The following is a 20,142-nucleotide window of genomic DNA, read 5'->3' on the forward strand; positions in this document are numbered from 1 at the left end:
GAAAAAGAATGAGTTATGCAAGGCTCGGGTGGGATTGATCATCCGCCGCCTGCTCGTGCGCGGGAGGCTGAACGGGATACGGGTAATCGCGCGGTAGTCGCAACAGTAGCCATCCGGCGCAGATGAGCAGGCCCACAAACGCAATCAGCGCAGGTCGATAGGATCCCGTAGCATCATAGGCCGCTCCCATCACGAAAGGCCCGAGTCCCGTGCCGACGGTGAACACTGCGAACAGGTAGCCGTAGATCTGACCAAACGCGCGCAAGCCGAAATATCGGCTTTGCAGATAGCCGATCAGATCGACTTCCGCGCCCATGCCGAGGCCGACCAGTACCGCACCCATGGTTGTGAGCGAAGGTTTGGCGCTGCCCAGCAGTGTCAGCACGCCCACGGCCGGCAGGATCACGAACGCGATCGCGACGTAGGGACCGAAAAGCCGGTCGAGCAGTACGCCGCACAACATGCGCCCTGCGATCAGCGAAGCCCCGATGCCCGACAACACGGCGACGGCCTGGCCCGCCGGAATGCCGCGATCAGTCAGCAGCGGCACAAGGTGCACGACGGTGCCGTTGACAACGATTGGAATGCACAGGAACACCACCGCCAGCTTCCAGAAATTCCGGTCACGCACCGCCTCGTTCGCTGCGAGCCCGGCCAGGCCGGGACCACGCACGTTAGCTTGCGCCGTGCGCGCAGCGCCAGCCGGATCACGGACGAATAGCCCGACGGCAAGAAATGCAATGACAAACACGGTCACACCAACCGCGACATACGCGCCTCGCCATCCAAGCCTGTCGAAATACAGCTGGGTAAGGCGAGGCACGAGTGCTGCACCCAGTCCCACACCCGTCATGGCGATGCCCATGGCTAGACCGCGCCGCCGATCGAAGGCCGCAGCGATTGCCTTCGCATAAGGCAGCGGCGCCTGGCCGCCGCTGAACAGGCCCATCATGGCGAACATGGCGAGAAACACCGCGGGGACGGCCGGTGCCAGCGACATGGCGGCGATGGCCAGCGCAAAGAGCGCAATGGCAGCCAGCGTCACGCGCCGGACCCCGCGCCTGTCGATCAGCCGGCCAGCGACGGGCGTGGCAATTGCGGCGAAGATCGACCCCAGCATGACGGCGGCGGACATCACTCCGCGATCCCAGCCGAACTCCGCCATGATGGGCTTCATCAGCACCGAGGTCGAAAACTGCAGGACCGTGACGTTACCGACCGTCAGTCCGAGAACCGAGCCGAACACGATCCACCAGCGGCTCCTGAATATCCGTTGCACTATCGTCTCCAGTTGGTCTTTGTTGCTGGCAGGGATCCGCCGACCTGGGGCTGCGGATCCGGGTTCGTTGTCATGCGGTGGCGCTGTGCTCGAGGAAGCGGCCAGCATGGAACAGCAGCGGGGATTCACTGCCGTAGTGGAAGCGCTCGACGTGACCCAGAATCATGACGTGGTCGCCGTAAGTCTCGATGCTCGACGTCCGGCATTCGAAGCACGCCAGCATGTCGCCAAGCACCGGCACGTCGCCGAGGCCTGCCTGCACGCGTTCGCTGAACGGCGCGAACTTGTCTTCAGCAGACCTTGCGAAATGGGTCGCGAGGTCTTGCTGACCTGCTGCCAGAACGTGCACGGCGAAGTAACCCGAGTCTCTGAACACGGGCAGGCTTGGAGCCTTGTCGTTCAGATACCACGCGACCAACGGTGGATCGAGTGAAACCGAGCAAAACGAGTTGATGGTCAGTGCGGCCTTCCGGCCAGCGTCAGTGCGGGTTGTGACGACGCAGACACCCGTGGCAAAGCGACCCAGTGCGTTGCGAAGTTCGCGGCTATCGATAGGGGACGTGCTCATGCTTTTTCTCCAACCAGTTCAGGCGTGGCGTTCGCGCCGGCACCCGTGAAACAGCGCGGATCGCGCACCGATCCCCAGTAGTCCAGATTACCGGGCGTGGGCTCCATGCGTCGCGGCTCACGGGGATGCGCCTCAGGAAAGGCTTCCATGCCGAAGCTGTATTCCATGGTCAGACCATCCGGGTCGAGGAAATACAGAAAGATGCTGTCTGAAGCCGGATGCCGGCCAGGTCCGAACACCACGTCCGAGCTGGCAGCCTTCAGGCGCGAGAGCGCCCGGCCGACGTCGTCGATCTCTGTCACCATGAAATTGACGTGGTGCAAACAGTGGCGTTCGAACCTGGCGATACCAATACCGTGGTGCCACGGGCTCGGCCAACAGCGCATGAAGGTGACGAATTCACCCAGCGAGTCCGACTCCCGGAAATTCAGCACGTCACGCCAGAATTCAATGGCGCGTGCCGCGTCGGGCGTATTGAAGACAACATGCCCGAGTCGCTGGATGCGCGCGACCGACGGCTGGAAAGGACGCTCCGAGTCCGGCAGCGGCACATAGAACTCCAGCGTCGCGCCGACCAGCGGTTCGAAGATGCGCACCGCACGCAATTGCGCGCGTGCGCGACACGTATCCGCTTCGATTTCGTGCACCTCGAGACCGGCCCGGGTGAGTCGCTCGATCAGCGGCTCGAACTGCGCGACGTTCTCCAGCATGAAACCGGCGCACCGCAGTCCCGCGTCTGGGGCCGCGTGCAGCACCAGGTTATGGTGATCGTGATCGCAGCGCAAACGGATCCCGCCATCCGCACCCGTGTCTACGTATTGGAGTCCCACCACTTCTTCATAGAAGCGGCGCGAGCGCTCCAGGTGAATGACGTTGAGTTCGACGCGCCCCAGCTTCTGATATCGGACCATCACACGCTCCCCTTCAATATTGGCCGCGCGGCGGCAGACCGAGGCGCATCTGCCCGTACATCGTGGACACCGCATGCCAGTTGACGCTGATATGGTGCGCAACGGCATTGATATCGCGCCACGCGCGCTGGATACCGCTGTCCAGCTGGATGCCGGTTCCGCCCACGACGTCGTAAAGCGCGTTGATCGCCTCGACGCACAGACGTACCGCGTACGCGTGTCCGCGCCGAACCGTAATGCGCTGCTCCTTGCTCAACTTCTCACCGGCGTCCACCCACTCGGCGACCTGTTGCAGGTCACGTTGCAGAATGAGCTGCGCGGCGTCGACAGCTGCCTCGGCTTGCGCGACCGCCGACTGGACATGCCCGAACTGGGCAATCGATGCACCGCCGCCCGAGAACGCCCCGCGCGTCGCGCGTGCGGCGATGCTGTCGACGAATTCATCGAGCGCGCCGCGCAGCGCCGCCACTGCCGGGTTGGCCAGCAACGGCGGAAAGCCGCTCAGGAAAGGCACCCGGTACAGCGCCGAATCGTGAATGTCAGCACCCGGTGCTTCCTGCTCGAGCACCTCCGAGAACGCCACTGTGCGATGCGCCGGAACAAACACTTCCTCTTCGATGACGATGTCCTTGCTGCCGGTGCCGGCCAGGCCCACCGTGAACCATGTGTCAGCAATCCGGTACTCGCCCTGCGGCACCAGCAGGAAGATCGCCCGGGGCGGTGCCCCTTCGGCCTGCTCGACCATCGCGCCCAGCGACAACCACTGCGCGTTATCGCTATTGCTGCCGAAGCTCCAGCGACCCTTCAGCCGGAAGCCGCCCTCGGCCGGGGTGGCCTTGCCAGTCGGCGCAATGCAGGAGGCAATCAGCGCGTCGGGCGACTCGCCCCACACGTCGTGCTGCGCCTGCTGCGGGAACATGCCGACCACCCACGACGCCGCGGCGCTCAATCCGTAGCACCAGCCAGTGGACGCACATCCCTGACCGACTTCGAACGCGAGGCGGCGCAACGCCTCCAGGCCCAGCTCATATCCGCCGAAACGCCGCGGCTGAACTACCCGGTACAGACCTGCTTCCTTGAGCAGGTTGGTAACGTCTGCTGAAACGCGACGGTCCTGTTCAGTCTGACGGGCGCGCTCCGCAAGGAGGGGCCGCAGTTGTACGGCGGCCTCCAGCAGGCGTGCGAATACGTCCGTGTCAGCCGATGCCGCACCTGACGATGCGGGGGCGCTCAAAATCGGTGTCATTCCTGGTACCTCCAAAAATATTGCAAAAGCAACCAAACCGTGATCGAATTAAACCTCACAACAGTTGCTTTTGCAACCGTATTTAGCTGGTCACCAACCAGGAGTTACCCTGATGAACACCGCAAACCCGTCATCCCACTGCGGATGCATCGACATCCATACTCATATCGTTCCGCATAATTTCCCGGCGTACCTGGGCCGCCATCCAGGCGCCCCGTGGCCATCGATGCGCGACGGCAAGCCGTGCCACCGGCACGTCGTCATCTCATCCAAGGTGTACAGAACGGTGTCGAATCAAGCGTGGGATGTCGACATTCGACGCGACGACATGGACCGGACCGACATCGGGCGACAAGTGCTTTCGCCGATGCCGGAACTGCTGTCGTATTGGCTCGCCCCCGAAGACGGCGCGGCGCTGGCGCGTTACCTGAATGAAACGCTTGCTAACATGGTGACCCGGTCACCGGATCGCTTCAGCGCGCTCGGCGCTGCGCCGCTGCAGAACATCGACTGCGCGATCCGGGAACTCGAATTCGCCGTCGGCACGCTTGGGCTGGCTGGAATCGAAGTCGGCAGCAATGTGGGTGGCGTGCCAATTGGCGATCCGCGCTTCTGGCCCTTCTTCGAGGCCGCCCAGGCGTGCAACGCGGCGATCTTCGTGCACCCGTTGCGCCCGGCCGGCATGGACCGACTGGTTGGACCGGCATCACTGGAGCAGATCGTCGCGTTTCCGGGTGAGATCGGTCTCGCTGCCGCATCCCTGATTACCGGTGGATTGCTGAAACGGTTTCCGCGCTTGCGCATCGCGCTAAGCCACGGTGGCGGGGCGATCCAGGCGTTGCTGCCACGCATGCAGTTCGCCTGGGAATGCCAGGAGGCATTGCGTGAGGCCATTGCCGTAGCTCCGGTCGACGCGGCACGGGCGCTTTACTATGACGACCTGCTCTACAGCACCACTGCTATCCGCGCACTTATCGAAACAGTGGGGGCAGACCGCGTGATGATCGGGACCGACTACCCATTCGCGATCATGGACCCCGATCCCGCAGCGCGCGTTGCCGCACTCGGATTAGATGCCACCGTCCAGGAGGCCTTACGCTGGAAAAACGCGGCCACCTGGCTCGGGCTCGAATGATCCCGGCCCGCACGCTTATCCGGATCCCTTAAAACTGTAGCTTAAGCTATCATTCAGGTTCGAATCCGAGCGACGAACGCCATTCATGACCACTTCCGATTCAGCCACGCAGGCGCAACGCGCCGCCCGCCATGCCGACACGCAGCCATTGCCCACGGAACGTCCAGATCACGATCTGGACAATTCGATCGGCTATCTGCTCAATCGCGCGGCTAGCATCATCGCGGCGCGCTTCTCCGACGATCTGAAGTCCTGCGACATCAACCTCCAGGGCTGGCGCGTTCTGGCTGCGCTGCGCCACGAAGATCATCAGACCTTGTCCTGCCTCGCAAGTCATACGGGATCGGAACTGTCCTATTTGTCGCGAGCCGTTGGCGCACTTGAATCCAGGGGCTATATTCAGCGCAGCGAGTCCCCCACCGATCGTCGTACCATTCGGCTGTCGCTGACCCCCGAGGGGATTTCGACCGTGAATGAACTCGCCCCGCGCGCATGGCAGATCGAACGCATGTCGGTCAAGGGAGTGTCTGCCCGCGAGTTGGAAAACACGCTCAAAACCCTTCGGGCAATCTATTCGAATCTCGTCGACAACAGCGAGGACGCGCCCGTGATCAATCGCAAGCTCACTGTGGCGCGCCGCGCGCGCCGACGCGAAACGCGCGACGAAATGTCCGGCTGATTCTCGTGCCGCGTCGATAGGCATCCCGCACCCACGATCGGTGCGCATGGACTGTGGCACTTGCATGTCGCAGCGGTTCGAAGGTGTCCTAAGCTCTTCTCTGGTCACGCGCCGTTGCGTTTGCTGGCAGTCCTGCGTTTTTGGTGTGCGCGAATCGAGCTCCCAGTATTCTGCTCCGTTGACGTCAGCGCGCTGCGCGAATACATGACAGTAAAGAGCGGAACGGAATACTAGCCCAACGGCAAGAGCAGGCGGCTAGCCATTGCGGATGTCCGATCACTCTGCCCCGTTGCACCTTATGCTTCGTCGCCCTTCGATCTTCTCCAGTATGCAGAAGAACGAATCGCGTCCTTATCGTGCCCTTTCCCCTCAACCAATATTTCCCGTACTGTCGCTGCGATTGCCGCTTCGGCACCGCACCATATGTAGCCCTCTCCCGAGGGAACGTGGAATGCCCGCACTGCGTCTACGAGTGCCTGCTCGTCGTCGGCCCAGTTCACGTTGAACACGGCCTTACTTCTAAGGCGGCGCCGGTCCGCTCGATCTGCAACAAGCAAGAGCACCTGCGCGACGGCCCCGGACGGAAGCTCTTCGAGCCGACGGGCCACGGCAGGAAGCGCCGTGTCGTCTCCGATGAGCAGATGCCATTCGTAATCGGTTGGCACGATCATCGATCCGCGGGGCCCGGCGATCACCGCGCGCTGCCCCAGACGTGCCGAAGCTGCCCAATTTGAAGCGAAACCGTGCCCATGCAGGGCGAATTCGATCGTCAACTCCTTGCTGACGGGGTTAAAGCGCCGCGGCGTGTAGTCTCGCGCAACCTCTCCGTCACCAGACGGCAGGATGAGCTTCACGTGATCGTCAAAACCATCGCTCCGAAAACTGGCCAGCGCTTCGCCCGCAAACGTCAGGCTGCGGAAATTCGGACTGATCTCGTCGATGCGGATCACTTCGACGTCGCGTCGAACGGGCTCGTGCCGTACGCGAGTTACCCGGCTGCCGGTCGTCGTGGTATCCATCTGGCCACCCCATTAGTAGACAATGTCTCCTATGCTATAAAGATAAGGAGACAATGTCAACCATTTCCCGGATCCGTACCCTGGCTAAATCGATGAAAGACTCTCCAGACGATTTGTTGGACCTCGTGCACACCGTCATGCATGAATACCGCTCTTTGCAGTACCGATTTCTGCGCGACGGCCCCCATGACATCACGCACATGGATGGCAAAGTGCTCGCGTACTTCGCCGTCCATCCGGGAGCCACGCAAAGCGAGTTGGTCACCTTTAGCGGGCGCGACAAGGCTCAACTCGGGCGCCTGATCAAGGGGCTCAAAGAAAGGGGCCTGCTGGACGCGAAGGCGGATGCTACGGACCGACGCAGCATCAGGCTTTCGCTGACCGCAATGGGACAAGAGATCCACGCTGCACTTCAACGCCAGGCAAAGCGCCTTTCCGCGAAAGCTGTCGCAGGGCTCAATGCAACGGAACAGAAACAGCTCGCGAAACTGCTTCGGGCGGTCAAAAACAATCTCAGCGCAGCGGACGCGTCAGATTGCGAGGCTGATCAATGCGGGACGAAGAAGTCTGTCGTTGGCCGCACGCGGCCTGACGGGCGTGCCGTCTGATCGATCGACGAACGGCTTACCGTTCCGGCGGGTAGGCTCAACTCCGCCGGCGGCAATTTTTTTGCGGCCTTCGAATCTTTAGTCCTTTCCGGGTAAGGCAGAGCGTTGGTTTGTCCGTGCTGCGGATTGGTAATGTATCGCTGAAAGGACGGTCAACAAGGATCCAATGACGGTCACTCCCACGACAAAGCCAGTCAGCGTCCTGTTGATTTTGAACAATATGGTGTAAGGGGCTGGTCGGAAAGGCACTTCGCAGTTAGATCAGGCTAACCGGAAAATTGCATGAAGATCAAACCTACCCCTGCATCCGCGCGCGGAGTTCGTCGCGGGCGTAGATCTGGTCGCCGTCGTTGGTCTCTACCTCGAATTGCTCTCGCAGGCGGTCGATCACGGACGGAAAAACTCTTCGGGTTACCAGGATTCTTTCCTTCACGCCAAAACTCCGCCAGGCTGAACTGGAACGGTGCTGCCGAGGAAAACGGCTGCACTCACATCTGCCACGGCGCGACGGTCTCAACGGCCGTCTTGCCGTAGCGCTGCCGTGCATGCGCCACAATCTCCACGCCGATGGCTTGCTCGTCGGCGAGCGCCTTCAACGCTGCGAGTACGATCGACGCACGGTCCACTTCGAAGAGGGGTGATCGTCCTTTTCGTGAGAATTCTGGCGATTCAAACTGAGAAGGCTCGATTAATCAATGGCTTGCAGTGCGCTTCGATCGCACCAAACATGACGACCCGCAAAGCCTTGCCGCAGGCGACTCGATGTCAACTTAGCACCATTTTCTGCACGAAAAGTGCGATTACCCCGTCTCGCGGGTGATTTCCAGATCGGCCACCCAGGCAGACCAGCTCGCCGGCTGGCCTTCAGCCCCGGCTCGCGCCGCGTCATGCAGTGCTCGTTGGGCCTACGCCTGACTCGCCCCGAGAACTCAACCTACTGCCATCTGCGTGGCAGCTACCACGCCCCTCCTTCTTGCCTTGCCTTTCCCGCGGTCTGCGCGACCCGCGCCAAGCGTTATGGATCGCCCGCATGGTGCAGCAGGCGCTTTGGCTATGACAATAGGTCAATAAAAAAGGACGGCCCGCGTGGGTGTGTCAAGCGACACCATGCGGCATCTGCGCCGCCTTCGACAGCACACGGACGGCCACTGGGTCATCGCGGCCTCTCAGTCGTGCGGAGAGTAGCGGCAGGCCGGCTGCTGAAACGCCCGCATGCTGGAAGACTTGTTCTGAGACGATCGCCTCACAAGCGATCTCCTTTGTCATCTGCTCAAGTCTCGAGGCCACGTTCAATGGGTCACCAATTGCAGTGAATGTGGCATGCTCGCGAAAGCCAATCTCCCCCATTACTGCCTGTCCGCAATGTAATCCAATACCAAACCGGATTTTTGCTTGCAACTGCTGCTCGAGCGCAGCGTTGAGTTCGTCAATATTGGCTGCCACCAGCGGCACTGCGCCGAGCGCCTGACGACAGGCGATGGACGGCTCTGTGCTTAAGCCAAATATCGCGAGCACTGCGTCGCCCATAAACTGGTTTGGCAGGCCGCCCGCCTGCATGACTGCGGAGCTGACTGCACTCAGGAATCGACTGACCACGAACAGGCTGTCGAACGGTAGTTGTGTCGCCGCAAGCCTTGTGGAATCCCGCATATCCACGAACATGAACGCCGCGAAACGCTCTTGCGGCATGACATCCCGCTGGCGCCGCTGCAAGAAGGCCACTGATGCTGTCGGAGGCACCAGTGGCCACACGGAGAGATCATGAGCCGGCCGCAACTGGCAAGCGAGGCGCACTGCCTGCGAATCAGCGCCCAGCCGCTCCAGAACGCGACGCTCTGCCTCGGCAGGCGCGGGCAACGGCACAATGCTGAGCACGCGTACCCGGCACAACGTGCATCGGGCGCGGCCACCGCAGCTGCTGGCGTGGGGAACACCGCCCATTCGGCTAGCCTCAAGCACCGAAAATCCGAGCGGCGCGAATATTTTTCGCCCGTCAGGATACCGAACGCAGAACCGCCCGATCCGGCGCTCCCGTATCGTGCGCATCAGCCGCGCAGCGAGCACCAGCAGCAGTGCACCACCGTCGAAGAGCAAGAAGTCGTTGCGCAGCCCGGCAAGCCCATGATTTTGCAATCCCGTTCCGATAATCGTTGGCCGGATTGCCGTGGCGCGCCAGACTGGATCTTGCGCGAGCGCGATCACTTCCCGTCCACTCTGCAAGAAGCCTAGCAGCGCGAGCACCGGGAGCAGGACGGCGGCGCTCAACAGCACACTGCGCCACGCTCCGAACCAGGGTTTCAATCGCAACCAGAACCAGATGCCGAAACACCCATGCAGCCAGGCGACCACCAGCAGCGTCAGTTGTACACGGCCGAACATCGGCGAATCGATCCAGAACGAGTACAGCAACTGCGCGTAACCCTTGTTCAGGCCGAACTCGGCAAAAGCGACCCGCGTATTCACAAGGTGGTTGGCTAGCAGCGGTGGTATGCACAAACCCAGAACGAGTTGCGCAACTTCACCCGGAGTCCAGTGCAACGAGCGTCGTTCGTAGAGAGCCCACAGCCCCAGGAAGAAGTGCGTCACGAGAGCGCTGTACAGCACTGCCGTTCCAAGCCATCCCTGCCAGATGAACTTCTGTACGAGCAGATCACGCTCCATCCATTTGAGTGAGATATTCCCGAGCGAATGATTCAGGAGGTGCGTGCCCACGTAGGTGAATACCACCAGCCCCGTGGTCAGCCGGACCGATCGCACACCCGCCGGACGAAGCCATTGAGGATAGTGAACGTGTGGCATGCTCGACTCTCCGCACATCTCGATACGCACATTCTTGACTATCTCGCTACATCGTGTCGATTCGGAATGCGTTCGATACGAATCGAGCTACAGACGCCGGCTTCAGAAGTTCGGCCACCCAGCTTGCTCATTCGCTTTCGAGGATCTCATGTCGTCACAGAACGTCACAGAACCCATCAAACCCGTCACGCCGCGGGACCTCGAAATGCGCGGCCTATGGGGCGGACTCGGGACACTGTTTGCACTTTTCGGCAGCGTACACGTCCTGGGTGAGCGCCGAGTTTTTCCTTCTTATCACGAGATATCGATTTTTCCATCAAATTACACGATTTCAAAAATCGCCGGATGTGGTCGCGCGCCCCGCCCTCCGCTGAACCTGTCGGCTTTCCCGGTGCCGGTGAACTCGCAATCCTCAACTCCAGCGAGATGAACGCGCAGCGCCTGAGCTTCGTGTCAGTCCAGGCGTTTCATCTGTAATGGGATGGTCACCCCCACCTCGCAGCGAGGTGTACTCTGCCGGGATTCCTTGGGAGATCTGCCATGCAAAACGTCACGCTGGTTGGAATTGATCTAGGCAAGCACGCTTTTCACCTCCATGGCCAGGACAAGGCAGGTACGGCCGTGTTTCGCAGAAAGGTATCGCGCAAGCAGCTGATCGAGTTCTTCGCGACGTTCCATCCATGCACGGTAGTCATGGAGGCATGCGCCGGTGCGCATTGCATGGCACGCAAGCTCGCCGAACTCGGGCACGAGGTAAAGCTTATCTCGCCGCAGTTCGTACGCCCGTTCGTCAAGAGCAACAAAAACGATTTCGTCGATGCGGAAGCTATTTGCGAAGCTGCTTCGCGACCGTCAATGCGCTTCGTCACACCGAAGACTGTATCGCAGCAGACATTGTCGGCTTTGCACCGGGTACGCGACTCGCTCGTGCGCGACAAGGTGCGCACCACCAATCAGATGCATGGATTCCTGCTTGAATTCGGCGTCACGCTACCTGTCGGCAATGCCGTTGTCAGGCGCCTGCCCACTTTGCTGGCCGAACATTCCCTCCCGCCGCGTCTTGTCGCGATTCTTGAGCGCCTGCATGCACATTTCAAATATCTTTCGGAGCAGATTGGCGAGATCGAGAAGGAACTCGGTCGGCAGCTCGCAGATGACACTATTGCCCAGCGACGACTTTCCATTCCCGGTGTTGGAGCGATCACCGCAAGTCTACTTACCTCCGAACTCGGCGATGGAAAGCTGTACCGATGCGGCCGCGACTTTGCCGCTGCCGTTGGATTGGTACCACGCCAGTACAGCACGGGGGGCCGGTCGAACCTGTTGGGAATTTCCAAGCGGGGAGACAAGAACATCCGCCGGTTGCTCGTCCAGTGTGCACGTGCCTTCATGCTGCATCTGAACAAGCACTCGGGCAAGATGGCCGACTGGGTGCGTTCAATGCTCGCACGGCGACACTCAAATGTGGTGGCATGTGCCCTCGCTAACAAGTTCGCGCGAATAGCCTGGGCCATTGCGAGTCGCGACACAGTATTCGACGCATGCATGCGAAGTGCCGCTCGATGAGCAAGCACCCGCGCTATCGCTTTACCGAAGTCAACCCATCTGGTTTTGCGAATGTTGATACTGATGACGTGAACGGCAAACCGGCCTGACGGAAACCCTGAGAGGTTAACAGCTTCTGAAGCTGCCCCTGTTATCAGGACCACCAGGCGCGATTCTCATCGAGGCGCAACGGCTCATCCAGCCCTGACGCCGGATAGATTTAAGCAAGCCCAACATGCCATGAAATTCAGCATTGCAAAAACGGGGGTGACCATAGATTAACCTCCACGTTCGCCCCGGTAACTCGCGCGGGCGTTAGAGCCGATATAAAAGAATGGCGGTTCGCGAGGCGTAGAATACGCCCTTCATTCAACGCATCCGGCTCCGGGCGCGTCGCCTCGAATAACCTGAAATCCAGGCTCTGAGTGTGTCGTTGGTTGGCGAACTTGCCTGAGCGGCGGCCGGGCGAACAAACAAAGGCTTTATCAGCTTGACGGCAAGAAAGGACGAAGAGCTCCATTTGGCTTTGTACAAGGGTGTTCTCCATGCAGCCAGGCATCGGGATATGGGCGTCTTGCCAGGGCGGCTCGTCAGGCGTGGGGAAGCGTGCGTAGTACGGCATCAACTGATTAGAGAACGAAAGAAACATGCAAACCGTTGCGGTACTCGACTTCGAGACAACCGGGCTTTCGCCGAATCTGGGCGACCGCGCTACCGAGATTGCCGTCATCCTCCTGCGTGACGGTCAGATTGTTGATCGTTACCAGAGCTTGATGAACGCAGGACGGCGCATCCCGTCCGATGTCGTTGCTCTCACCGGCATCACGAACGACATGATCGCCTCGGCTCCTCCTGTATCGAAAGTCATGAGGGAATCAGTAGCGTTTGTTGGAAACCATCCCGTCGTTGCCCACAACGCCGGTTTCGATAAGCGGTTTTGGCAGGCAGAACTGGGGCTTCTTGGAGTGCCAGCGGGGCATTCATTTGCTTGCACAATGCTCGTCGCCAGGCGGATCTACCCACGCGCCCAGTCTCACCGCCTGGCTAGTTTGGCGGAGATGCTTCAGTTACCGAAAACGGGTCGCGCTCACCGGGCGATGGTTGACGCTGAGGTCGCCAGCCATCTATGGTGTCGATTGCAGCACGACATCGCTCAAACTTACGGGCTCAAGCGAATCGATCACGCCCTCATGGCTCGATTGCAGAAAACCAGCAAGGCGAAGGTTGCGACATTTCTGGGTTCGCTGTCTAGCGACTGAGCCCACAGCGCCGAACAACCTGGACCGCCCCCTCTATCCGTAGGGGGCGACCAAGGAGGCCTTCCAGAGGCAAGCCTGCGCACGGGGCGCCTTCACTGCCGTCTGCGCCCCTTCTGCTTGCGAGCAGGCTCAACGTCTGAACCAAATGGCTCGACTGCCCGCCCGTATTGCCCACACCAAGCTCGAAACAAATTCAACATGTTGCCGGCCGGTCAAAAGGCAGCTGTGAGAGAGTCTGCTTCGCTGGCCCGTCCCTGCTTGCCGAGTACCCGGACGAGGCACTTTAGGCTCTCTTCAGTATCAGAATGCCCGGCGGGCAACGCGACTGACCGTTGGCCCCAAGCTTGTCGATAGAAGTGTTCCGCTTCGCGATACTGTTCCTTATGTTCAAGCACGATTCCAAGCTTGTGCATGCTGGCGGCGGTCGCAAAGTGTCCCTCCGGCAGCACTTTCAGCCTCAGCTCCAGTGCTTCCCGATGCAAACTTTCCGCTTCGTCTACGGACCCGAGCTTGAATAGCACCTGGGCAAGATTATTCAGGCTAGGTCCAATGAGCGGACTAGTCGCGGGCAGTGCATCGCGTCTCAACTTTAACGCAAGCCGATAGAACGGCTCGGCATCCTCGCTACGTCCGAGCCGGTACAGTGCCGTTGCAAGATTATTTTGAATCGCCGCGATATCGGCTTTCGCATCCGGCGTCAGTTCCTCCCTAATGGCCAATGCCTGCCGATAAAGTGGCTCCGATTCGGAATAATTGCCTTGCTTGTCCAAAGCATCGGCGAGCGAATTCAAGGTAGTCACGATTCGCTGATCATTGTTCCAGCGACCTTGCTTTTCTATCGCTAGCGCCCGGCGGTAGGCGGATTCGGCCTCCGCGTACTGCCCCTTCTCGTAGAGCAAATTGCCAAGCGTCTGTCCGACCAGATTCATCACAATTCCAGGAACCTGCTCGCCTTCCGCGATCTCCATGGCGGTTCGGCAGAGTTGCTCCGCTTCGGCAGATTTTCCTTGCTCCTCCAGTTCTCCCGCAAGATTAGCCAAGGCCAACACGGTAGCGTGATGCGCAACAGGAAACGCCGCAGAAGTGATGTGCAATGCCTCGCGAAACAGCCTCTCAGACTCGGCATGTCTGCCCAGGTTACTCAACACATGCCCGAGGTTATTCAAGCACGTTGTGATCATCGGGTGCCCGGGCGGCATTGCGCGCTTCGTCAACTCGAGCGCCTTCCAATACAGCGGCTCAGCTTCTGCGTAGCGTCCCTGATTCTCCAGATTGATGGCCAGGGTGTTGTAAGGCGCAGCGGCGATGAAGTGCCCATCCGGTAACGCTTGTGCAAGCTCCATCGCCTCGCGCGCGAGCTTTTCGGCTTGTGCGAGATTCCCCAGAGCTTCCTCGGCGCCAGCCAGATTATTGAGGTTTTCGATCATATGCGGATCGCCCGCGCCCAGGTTTTTCCGGTTCATCTCCAGCAGCAATCGATAGAGATTCGCGGCGTCTTCAGCACGGCCCAGCGCGTCTGCGACATACGCCAGCCCAAAAACAACTTTCTCCGTCGCATTGCCGCTTTTGGCGATCGCCGACCAAATCGTCGAATATAATTCTTCGGCCTCCGAAAGATTTTCATCTCGCACGAGTGTGGCGGCAAAGTTGACTAAAAACTGAGAATTTTCGCTTATATCTTCAAGCGTAGGCGAGACTTTATCGGCGAGCCGCCGATAGATCTGGACGGCATCGCCGTGGCGGCCGCAGGCATCCAGATAAACGGCGAGATTGTTATGCGCTTTGATCTCGCCACACTGGTTCAGCGAAGGCAACCATTTTGGCAACCAGTTCATGACGCACGTGTGCCATCTCGCATATTGCGCATTTTTCCCTATCAGCTCGGCCAATAGAACATCCGCAATCGACTGACGGCCGTCGACTGCGTCGACATAAAACGGATTGCTCCTTGAATCCGTGAGCCAATCGAGCAACGTTTTATGAAACAGGGCAAGGCCCGAACGCGACTCGACCAGATAACTTCCCAGCGCGCGCCGTTGTTTGTGGAGTCTTTCTTTGGTCCAGTCCAGCACTTCGACGATCAGGCTTTCGGGCAACGGATCACCCGCAGCGACGAGCAGCCTGAGCAGTGGCTGGACACTATCTTCGTAGCATCCAGATGCTTGCCCGAAACGACGCTGGAAGCTCAACTGATAGAGACTATTCAGGCCAGGTATGCCGGCATAGATTGTCTGAATCTGTTCCAGATCGAGCACATGGTCACGCAATCCACGTTCGACCTGAACCAGGTACAAAAACATCCCTTCACTGCGCTCAATCAGTAGCGCTTGCATCCGCTCCTGCTCCGGTGCGGGCATAGCCAGCATCTCCGGCCGCACGGCCAGGTGCTGGGCATACCAGGCGCGCAAGTCCGCGCGATTGCGATCGTCTTGAGCGTCGAGCTCAAACGGCTTGTACCGTTGAAGCCGCGATACGACAGCTGATTCCGGGCGGCTCGTCACCACGAGACCGACCCAGTCCGGCAATCGACACAAATCGCGTGCAATAAAATCCGCAAGCGGATTGTTGCCTGCGTCGTCAGTAGCTTCGTCCAGTGCGTCGATCAGGATGACCAGCTTGTGCTCACGCCAGATCAGTTGATCCCTGCCAAGCGGCTCGATTACCAGCAAATTGAGCAAGTCGTGTGCGTTCAGCTTGTCCAGGGCTTTTCGGCTCTCGTTCAACTGATCGGCTACTGAATGCGCACTGACGCCGAGCGCGCGCATCAAACGCACCCTGTAGTCTTCGAGCCGCAACGCGAGCTGGTACGCCAGACTCCGCACCGCCCGTTCCGGGCTGCGCAATTCCGCACTGTTGGTGCTGCAGAACCAGTTCGCGACAACAGTATTTCGATTTCGCGTGACCAGATTGGCCGCAAGCGCCGTTTTGCCGTTCCCAGGGCCCGCCTTGATCCAGAATAGCCGCGATCCGCTCTGATGATCCACCCAGTCCTGATACGCCTCGAACACCCACTGTCGGCCGACAAAGTCGTCCAGATGCTCGGCAATGCGTGACTCGAAACTGGTTGGCCGCAGGATGTCGCGAAGCACTTCGATCTCGCTCGCGTAGGCGCCTGCTTCGCCTTCAATTTTGGCTATCAACTCGATCAGGTGCGATTCGTACCAGCGCTTCCAGTCCACACCGGGCACCTTGCCCGCGCGAATATCGCGCCACTCGTGCAGATCCGGCCACTGAAGTTCTCGCAACGTGAGAGGAATGTCGTTTTCCAGTGCAGCTTCGAGAACGACGGGATAAACCGTACCAAAGCGGTTCAATCCGAGCGAAATTTCATTTCGGCACACACCCGGATCACGTAGGGCATGTCTGGACATGAAAGCCACCATCATGTTGCTGGAGTCGATCCCGCGCGTAATGCTTCCCTTCCAGTCGTCCCAGGTCCCGATATCTTTTGCGTCGAACCAGATCCGGTGGCCGCGCTTCTCGAGATCACCCTTGAATATCTCGACAAGTTCGCGGTTATCGTCGTGAGCGTAGCTGAAGAAAATGTTCTGAGGGCTGACCGCCTGGCCGTCCGCGCGATTTTCCTGCGCCGCTATCACGCCTTGAAAACGTTGCTCGCATTGCTGGCATTCCCACAATGCGACCTTGCTTTTGTATACGAGGTCGCTGCTACCGCAAAATGGGCATGCCGATGAAAGCGGGTTTCCAGCCTGGTCCTGCGCGTTACTATCCGTAGACATATCCCCCCCGAAAACCGTGTGTATTCATTGCCTGCATGATCGGCAGATCTGCAGACTTTAGGTGCTGTTTGATCCTTGAAACGCGGCTAACCCGCGTGGATTTCCTTGGTGCGAAGGGCAACATGCCATCCAGCGGCCTCGCCGGACACTAGTCGATAGAACGCCTGAATGACATTGTGCAGATACGCATCATCCGATTCGCCATCGGCACAAATCCGTGCGAGTTGTTCGCGCAGGACGGCAAGTTCCTCGCACATCTCATTGGACTGCTGGTGCAGTGTCGCGAACTCGCCGGCACTTGCAATGCCGTGACAAGCCGCGGCAAGAGTCGGGAACATGACGGCAAAGAACGACAGCCACTGCGAATGCCAGAAGAAGTGCGCGAGGCAAATGGCAATCGTCGCAAGGAAGCATCGAAACGCGATTTGATGCAAGCGATGATGAATACGTTCGCACCGCGCCGCGTTGATGTAGTGATAGGCACGCTGCTGGTCAATGACCTCAATGCCGTAGGCACAGTATTGCGTCACACCGTGCACGGACGCTTGCGTCCTGGGAACGCGCTCGGCAATCTCCTCGTACCACCGGATGAATGGGCTCGTGAACCGCTTGTGGAGGAAGTCCCCGGAAAGCGGCTGAATATCGATTGGGCCTCCCGGCAACGCCAGCAACAACCCGGCATACCGTAGTTGCTCCGTTAGCACGCGGTTCGCAACCCACTTGCGGCGCCACGCTTGATTGAGCGCCAACCCGCGCCGCGCCAGCCACGCGCGTAACGGCCGATTCGCTGCGCCGTGCACCCTGCCATGTAGCCGGGCACGAGACACTCCGTGGGCATGCGACTGTTCCCTTCCGACCAGATAGACGAACAGGATGCACAGGATGCACGCGGCTTCAATCACTGTGCATACCCAACCGTAGAGGTGAGATATTTCTTCGGGCAGCACCAGCGGAAGGGCTGCGGCAGCCACCGCCACGACGCCCAATCCGAAGTTGATCAGGAAGCCGCTCCGGTAACGTGTCGCATAACGCTCCGAAATCGCCTCCCTTCGCATGAGCGCACGATTTATCTTCCGCTTGATCGATTCGGGCAACGCCAATGCAGGCAAAATGCCTGAGTGCGGCATACCGGAAGGGGCTAACCCGTGCGGAACAACCGGCTCTCCCCCGATACAGCGACGGAACGTCATCCAGACGTTTTGGCAAATCTGGTCTACGAGGCGCATCTGCGAGATGTCTTATGTGTGAAATAATAATTGAGCGAATCCCACTGCTGGATTCTGCATGATTCTTGCCGATGGGCTGGGCGAGCGTAGCATTGTCTACGCGCTCAGTAAATGTTTCCCCCATTGTCCGCAACGCCGATTCAACAGAACATGAAGCTCGATCTCTCAAGTGATTCAAATGCGCGCCGTTATTCAAAGAAGCCCGATGCGCTTTCCGTTGAATTTGCGTCCGCAGGCGGCGTGCTGGCGACACTCGAGGGAGACGTGACATACGTGGCCGGTGATGCGTTGTTGACAGGTCCAGCCGGGGATCGCTGGCCCGTTGGCCGACAGCATTTCAATGCCGCCTATATCGCCATTGCTCCCACCGTCCAGGGGCAATCAGGACGCTATCGCCGAAAGTCCAATGTCGTGTGGGCGAGGCAAATGACTGCTGCGTTCGAGGTCAGCCTGGACGCCCGTGGCATATTGCGCGGCAAAGCCGGAGACTGGCTTGTGCAATACGCACCGGCGGATCAATCGATCGTGGAGGAAAGTATTTTCGCGCAAACATATGTGCCCGTGGACTAACCGCGCAACGTCTGCGCACGCCAGCGCTCACGGATTCAAAAGCCAGCTCGCACATTCGACCATGATGTCACCCTCACCGATGCCCATGCCGTGGCAGCTTCCCGACGTATCGCTTCTGAACGTTTGCGCGCAGATCCGCGTCGGCCCGGAAACCCTGCTCGACGAACTCGCCAAGCTGGCGAAACTGCAAACCGCCGCACTGCCCGACGCCGTTGCCTTCTTTGCAGGTCGCGTGCTCGAGGGGCTGGCCGCCAGCGCCACCCAGGCTTTCCAACTTCGTCCGGCGGAAACGGTGATCGAGAATCTGGATGCGCTGGCGCTCACGGGCAGGATCGATGACGGCATTCTGATGTGCGCGCATGCCATTCGAAGGCTGGCAAACGAAGCGCGTCACCTCGAGCGATCAATCGGTGTCGACGAAGAGGCAACCATCGTCGCACTCCTGCAAATCTGGATTGAGTGGTATCTCTCGGCCGCGGACGGCGCCGCTGACGCGCACACAGCGGACTGGAACGACTGGTCCTCGCGCACGCCCGTGCTGCGCACGCTCGCCTTTGGCGCCAGGGACGCGATCATCGCTCCGACGACAAACGAGGCCTTGACGCCACTTCTCGCGGACGCCTCCACGGCCGCCTTCGCGGGCGAGCGGCTGATCGACTGCCGGACGCCCGCTGCCGAAGCGTTCACCCGGGCTGCCATCGACCGCTACCCGCGCAACCGGCGCGTCGTGCAAGTGCGCGCGCTGCATTTCAGCCGCACCGGCCACATCGATCAGGCCGAGCGCCTGCTTCTCCCTATACGCAACGGCAATCCCAGGCGCCTCGACGCAGAAACCGTCGGCATTCTTGGCGGCGCCTACAAAAACAAGTGGATGCACACCAGGAACGTCAAGCATCTGCAGTCAGCCTGGCAAACCTACGGCCTGAGTTTCCCTGGAGCCGCCGACAGTTACTACCTGACGATCAATGTTGCGGCGACTGCCTTGTGGCTCGGCAAGAACGGCGAGGCACGCAGCAAGGCTCAAGCAACGCTCGAGCTGCTCGACCAGAGGGGGATCGCACCGACGCTCGCTCTCGAACAGCACGTCAGCTACTGGATGACCGCCACGCTCGCCGAAGCCCTGTTGCTCGTTGGCGATAGCTGGAAGGCCTCGATGCTTTATTCCAAGGCAAAGCAACTGGATTCCCTGGGCGGGCAATGGTCGAGAACCGCAGCCCATTTGTCGCTGCACCTCGATCGTCTCAATGGACTGGAGTACAGGGAAACACTGGAACGCCTGCTCTCAGGTCAGCCTTGACTCTCAACAGCCCGCGAGTCGATTCCTTTGCGCTTTAGTTCCCTTTTATTGCGATTCAGGCGCGAGGGTGAAGCGATGCCACGGTGCGTCACCGGAACCCGGCTTGGAGCAGGCTTGCCCGGGAGTTGCATGCGGCAATTGAGAAAACCTGTAAGCGGCTCGTGCCGGCCGTTGTAGACGGTGGCTGAGGGCGGCATCAAAGTGATGCCCATCATTTCCGATCTGATGGGCATCACTTTGACACAGTCTGCAGAGAAGAAG

At 59.7% G+C, this 20,142-nt stretch carries 18 protein-coding genes; 7 read left to right on the forward strand and 11 right to left on the reverse strand.

The window, feature by feature from the left end; translation table 11 throughout:
• Positions 1-13: 13 nt before the first annotated feature.
• From JMY28_RS20635 to JMY28_RS20650, 4 genes are read right to left on the reverse strand one after another with little or no spacing between them, the layout of a single operon-like run.
• Positions 14-1,387: an MFS transporter gene (locus JMY28_RS20635; RefSeq protein ID WP_236596958.1), complete on the reverse strand. Its 1,374-nt coding sequence runs from the start codon at positions 1,385-1,387 to the stop codon at positions 14-16.
• Positions 1,350-1,847: a flavin reductase family protein gene (locus tag JMY28_RS20640; RefSeq protein WP_201697750.1), complete on the reverse strand. Its 498-nt coding sequence runs from the start codon at positions 1,845-1,847 to the stop codon at positions 1,350-1,352. The genes JMY28_RS20635 and JMY28_RS20640 overlap by 38 nt, the downstream gene beginning before the upstream one ends.
• Positions 1,844-2,866, reverse strand: coding sequence for a VOC family protein (locus tag JMY28_RS20645; protein ID WP_236596959.1), 1,023 nt, complete (start codon positions 2,864-2,866; stop codon positions 1,844-1,846). The genes JMY28_RS20640 and JMY28_RS20645 overlap by 4 nt, the downstream gene beginning before the upstream one ends.
• Positions 2,772-4,004 (reverse strand): acyl-CoA dehydrogenase family protein, encoded by a 1,233-nt coding sequence (locus tag JMY28_RS20650; RefSeq protein ID WP_201697751.1) that lies wholly within the window; start codon positions 4,002-4,004, stop codon positions 2,772-2,774. Before JMY28_RS20650 ends, JMY28_RS20645 begins: the two co-directional genes overlap by 95 nt.
• A 112-nt stretch (positions 4,005-4,116) precedes the next feature.
• On the opposite strand from JMY28_RS20650, the gene JMY28_RS20655 reads away from it, so the two are divergent.
• Both JMY28_RS20655 and JMY28_RS20660 read left to right on the forward strand, forming a co-directional pair.
• Positions 4,117-5,139, forward strand: a complete 1,023-nt coding sequence (locus tag JMY28_RS20655; protein ID WP_201697752.1) for an amidohydrolase family protein — start codon at positions 4,117-4,119, stop codon at positions 5,137-5,139.
• An 85-nt stretch (positions 5,140-5,224) separates the two neighbouring features.
• Complete coding sequence (locus tag JMY28_RS20660) at positions 5,225-5,818, forward strand: MarR family winged helix-turn-helix transcriptional regulator (protein ID WP_201697753.1); 594 nt, start codon at positions 5,225-5,227, stop codon at positions 5,816-5,818.
• A gap of 296 nt (positions 5,819-6,114) precedes the next feature.
• On the opposite strand, the gene JMY28_RS20665 is transcribed toward JMY28_RS20660, so the two are convergent.
• A complete protein-coding gene (locus JMY28_RS20665; RefSeq protein WP_201697754.1) occupies positions 6,115-6,837 on the reverse strand; it encodes a siderophore-interacting protein in 723 nt (240 codons plus the stop codon).
• 53 nt (positions 6,838-6,890) lie between these two features.
• On the opposite strand from JMY28_RS20665, the gene JMY28_RS20670 reads away from it, so the two are divergent.
• Complete coding sequence (locus JMY28_RS20670) at positions 6,891-7,445, forward strand: MarR family winged helix-turn-helix transcriptional regulator (RefSeq protein WP_236596961.1); 555 nt, start codon at positions 6,891-6,893, stop codon at positions 7,443-7,445.
• Between the two features lie 295 nt (positions 7,446-7,740).
• Here JMY28_RS20670 and JMY28_RS20675 read toward each other — a convergent pair whose 3' ends face one another.
• The 3 genes from JMY28_RS20675 to JMY28_RS20685 form a co-directional block, all read right to left on the reverse strand.
• On the reverse strand, positions 7,741-7,878 hold the full coding sequence (locus tag JMY28_RS20675) for a hypothetical protein (protein ID WP_201697755.1): 138 nt from the start codon (positions 7,876-7,878) through the stop codon (positions 7,741-7,743).
• A 55-nt stretch (positions 7,879-7,933) separates the two neighbouring features.
• The gene (locus JMY28_RS20680; protein WP_201697756.1) at positions 7,934-8,071 is read right to left on the reverse strand and encodes a hypothetical protein; all 138 of its coding nucleotides are present in this window, start codon (positions 8,069-8,071) and stop codon (positions 7,934-7,936) included.
• Positions 8,072-8,540: 469 nt separating this feature from the next.
• Positions 8,541-10,244, reverse strand: coding sequence for an adenylate/guanylate cyclase domain-containing protein (locus tag JMY28_RS20685; RefSeq protein ID WP_201697757.1), 1,704 nt, complete (start codon positions 10,242-10,244; stop codon positions 8,541-8,543).
• Between the two features lie 540 nt (positions 10,245-10,784).
• Between JMY28_RS20685 and JMY28_RS20690 the strand changes: the two genes are divergently transcribed.
• Both JMY28_RS20690 and JMY28_RS20695 read left to right on the forward strand, forming a co-directional pair.
• Positions 10,785-11,810 carry an IS110 family RNA-guided transposase gene (locus JMY28_RS20690; RefSeq protein WP_201697758.1) on the forward strand — a complete coding sequence of 342 codons (1,026 nt, stop codon included), beginning with the start codon at positions 10,785-10,787 and terminating at the stop codon, positions 11,808-11,810.
• A 626-nt stretch (positions 11,811-12,436) separates the two neighbouring features.
• Positions 12,437-13,048: a 3'-5' exonuclease gene (locus JMY28_RS20695; RefSeq protein WP_201697759.1), complete on the forward strand. Its 612-nt coding sequence runs from the start codon at positions 12,437-12,439 to the stop codon at positions 13,046-13,048.
• 212 nt (positions 13,049-13,260) lie between these two features.
• On the opposite strand, the gene JMY28_RS20700 is transcribed toward JMY28_RS20695, so the two are convergent.
• On the reverse strand, positions 13,261-16,788 hold the full coding sequence (locus JMY28_RS20700; protein WP_201697760.1) for a tetratricopeptide repeat protein: 3,528 nt from the start codon (positions 16,786-16,788) through the stop codon (positions 13,261-13,263).
• 86 nt (positions 16,789-16,874) lie between these two features.
• Positions 16,875-18,014 (reverse strand): hypothetical protein, encoded by a 1,140-nt coding sequence (locus tag JMY28_RS20705; protein WP_201697761.1) that lies wholly within the window; start codon positions 18,012-18,014, stop codon positions 16,875-16,877.
• 150 nt (positions 18,015-18,164) lie between these two features.
• Between JMY28_RS20705 and JMY28_RS20710 the strand changes: the two genes are divergently transcribed.
• Both JMY28_RS20710 and JMY28_RS20715 read left to right on the forward strand, forming a co-directional pair.
• Positions 18,165-18,584 (forward strand): PGDYG domain-containing protein, encoded by a 420-nt coding sequence (locus tag JMY28_RS20710; protein WP_201697762.1) that lies wholly within the window; start codon positions 18,165-18,167, stop codon positions 18,582-18,584.
• Positions 18,585-18,669: 85 nt separating this feature from the next.
• Positions 18,670-19,881, forward strand: coding sequence for a tetratricopeptide repeat-containing protein (locus JMY28_RS20715; RefSeq protein ID WP_201697763.1), 1,212 nt, complete (start codon positions 18,670-18,672; stop codon positions 19,879-19,881).
• Here JMY28_RS20715 and JMY28_RS38980 read toward each other — a convergent pair.
• Positions 19,872-20,142, reverse strand: a 271-nt coding sequence (locus tag JMY28_RS38980) for a hypothetical protein (RefSeq protein WP_236596962.1), incomplete at its 5' end; no start/stop codon positions are given. The two genes, JMY28_RS20715 and JMY28_RS38980, sit on opposite strands and share 10 nt — an antisense overlap.

It is taken from the genome of Paraburkholderia hiiakae (assembly GCF_904848665.1).
GTDB lineage: Bacteria > Pseudomonadota > Gammaproteobacteria > Burkholderiales > Burkholderiaceae > Paraburkholderia > Paraburkholderia hiiakae.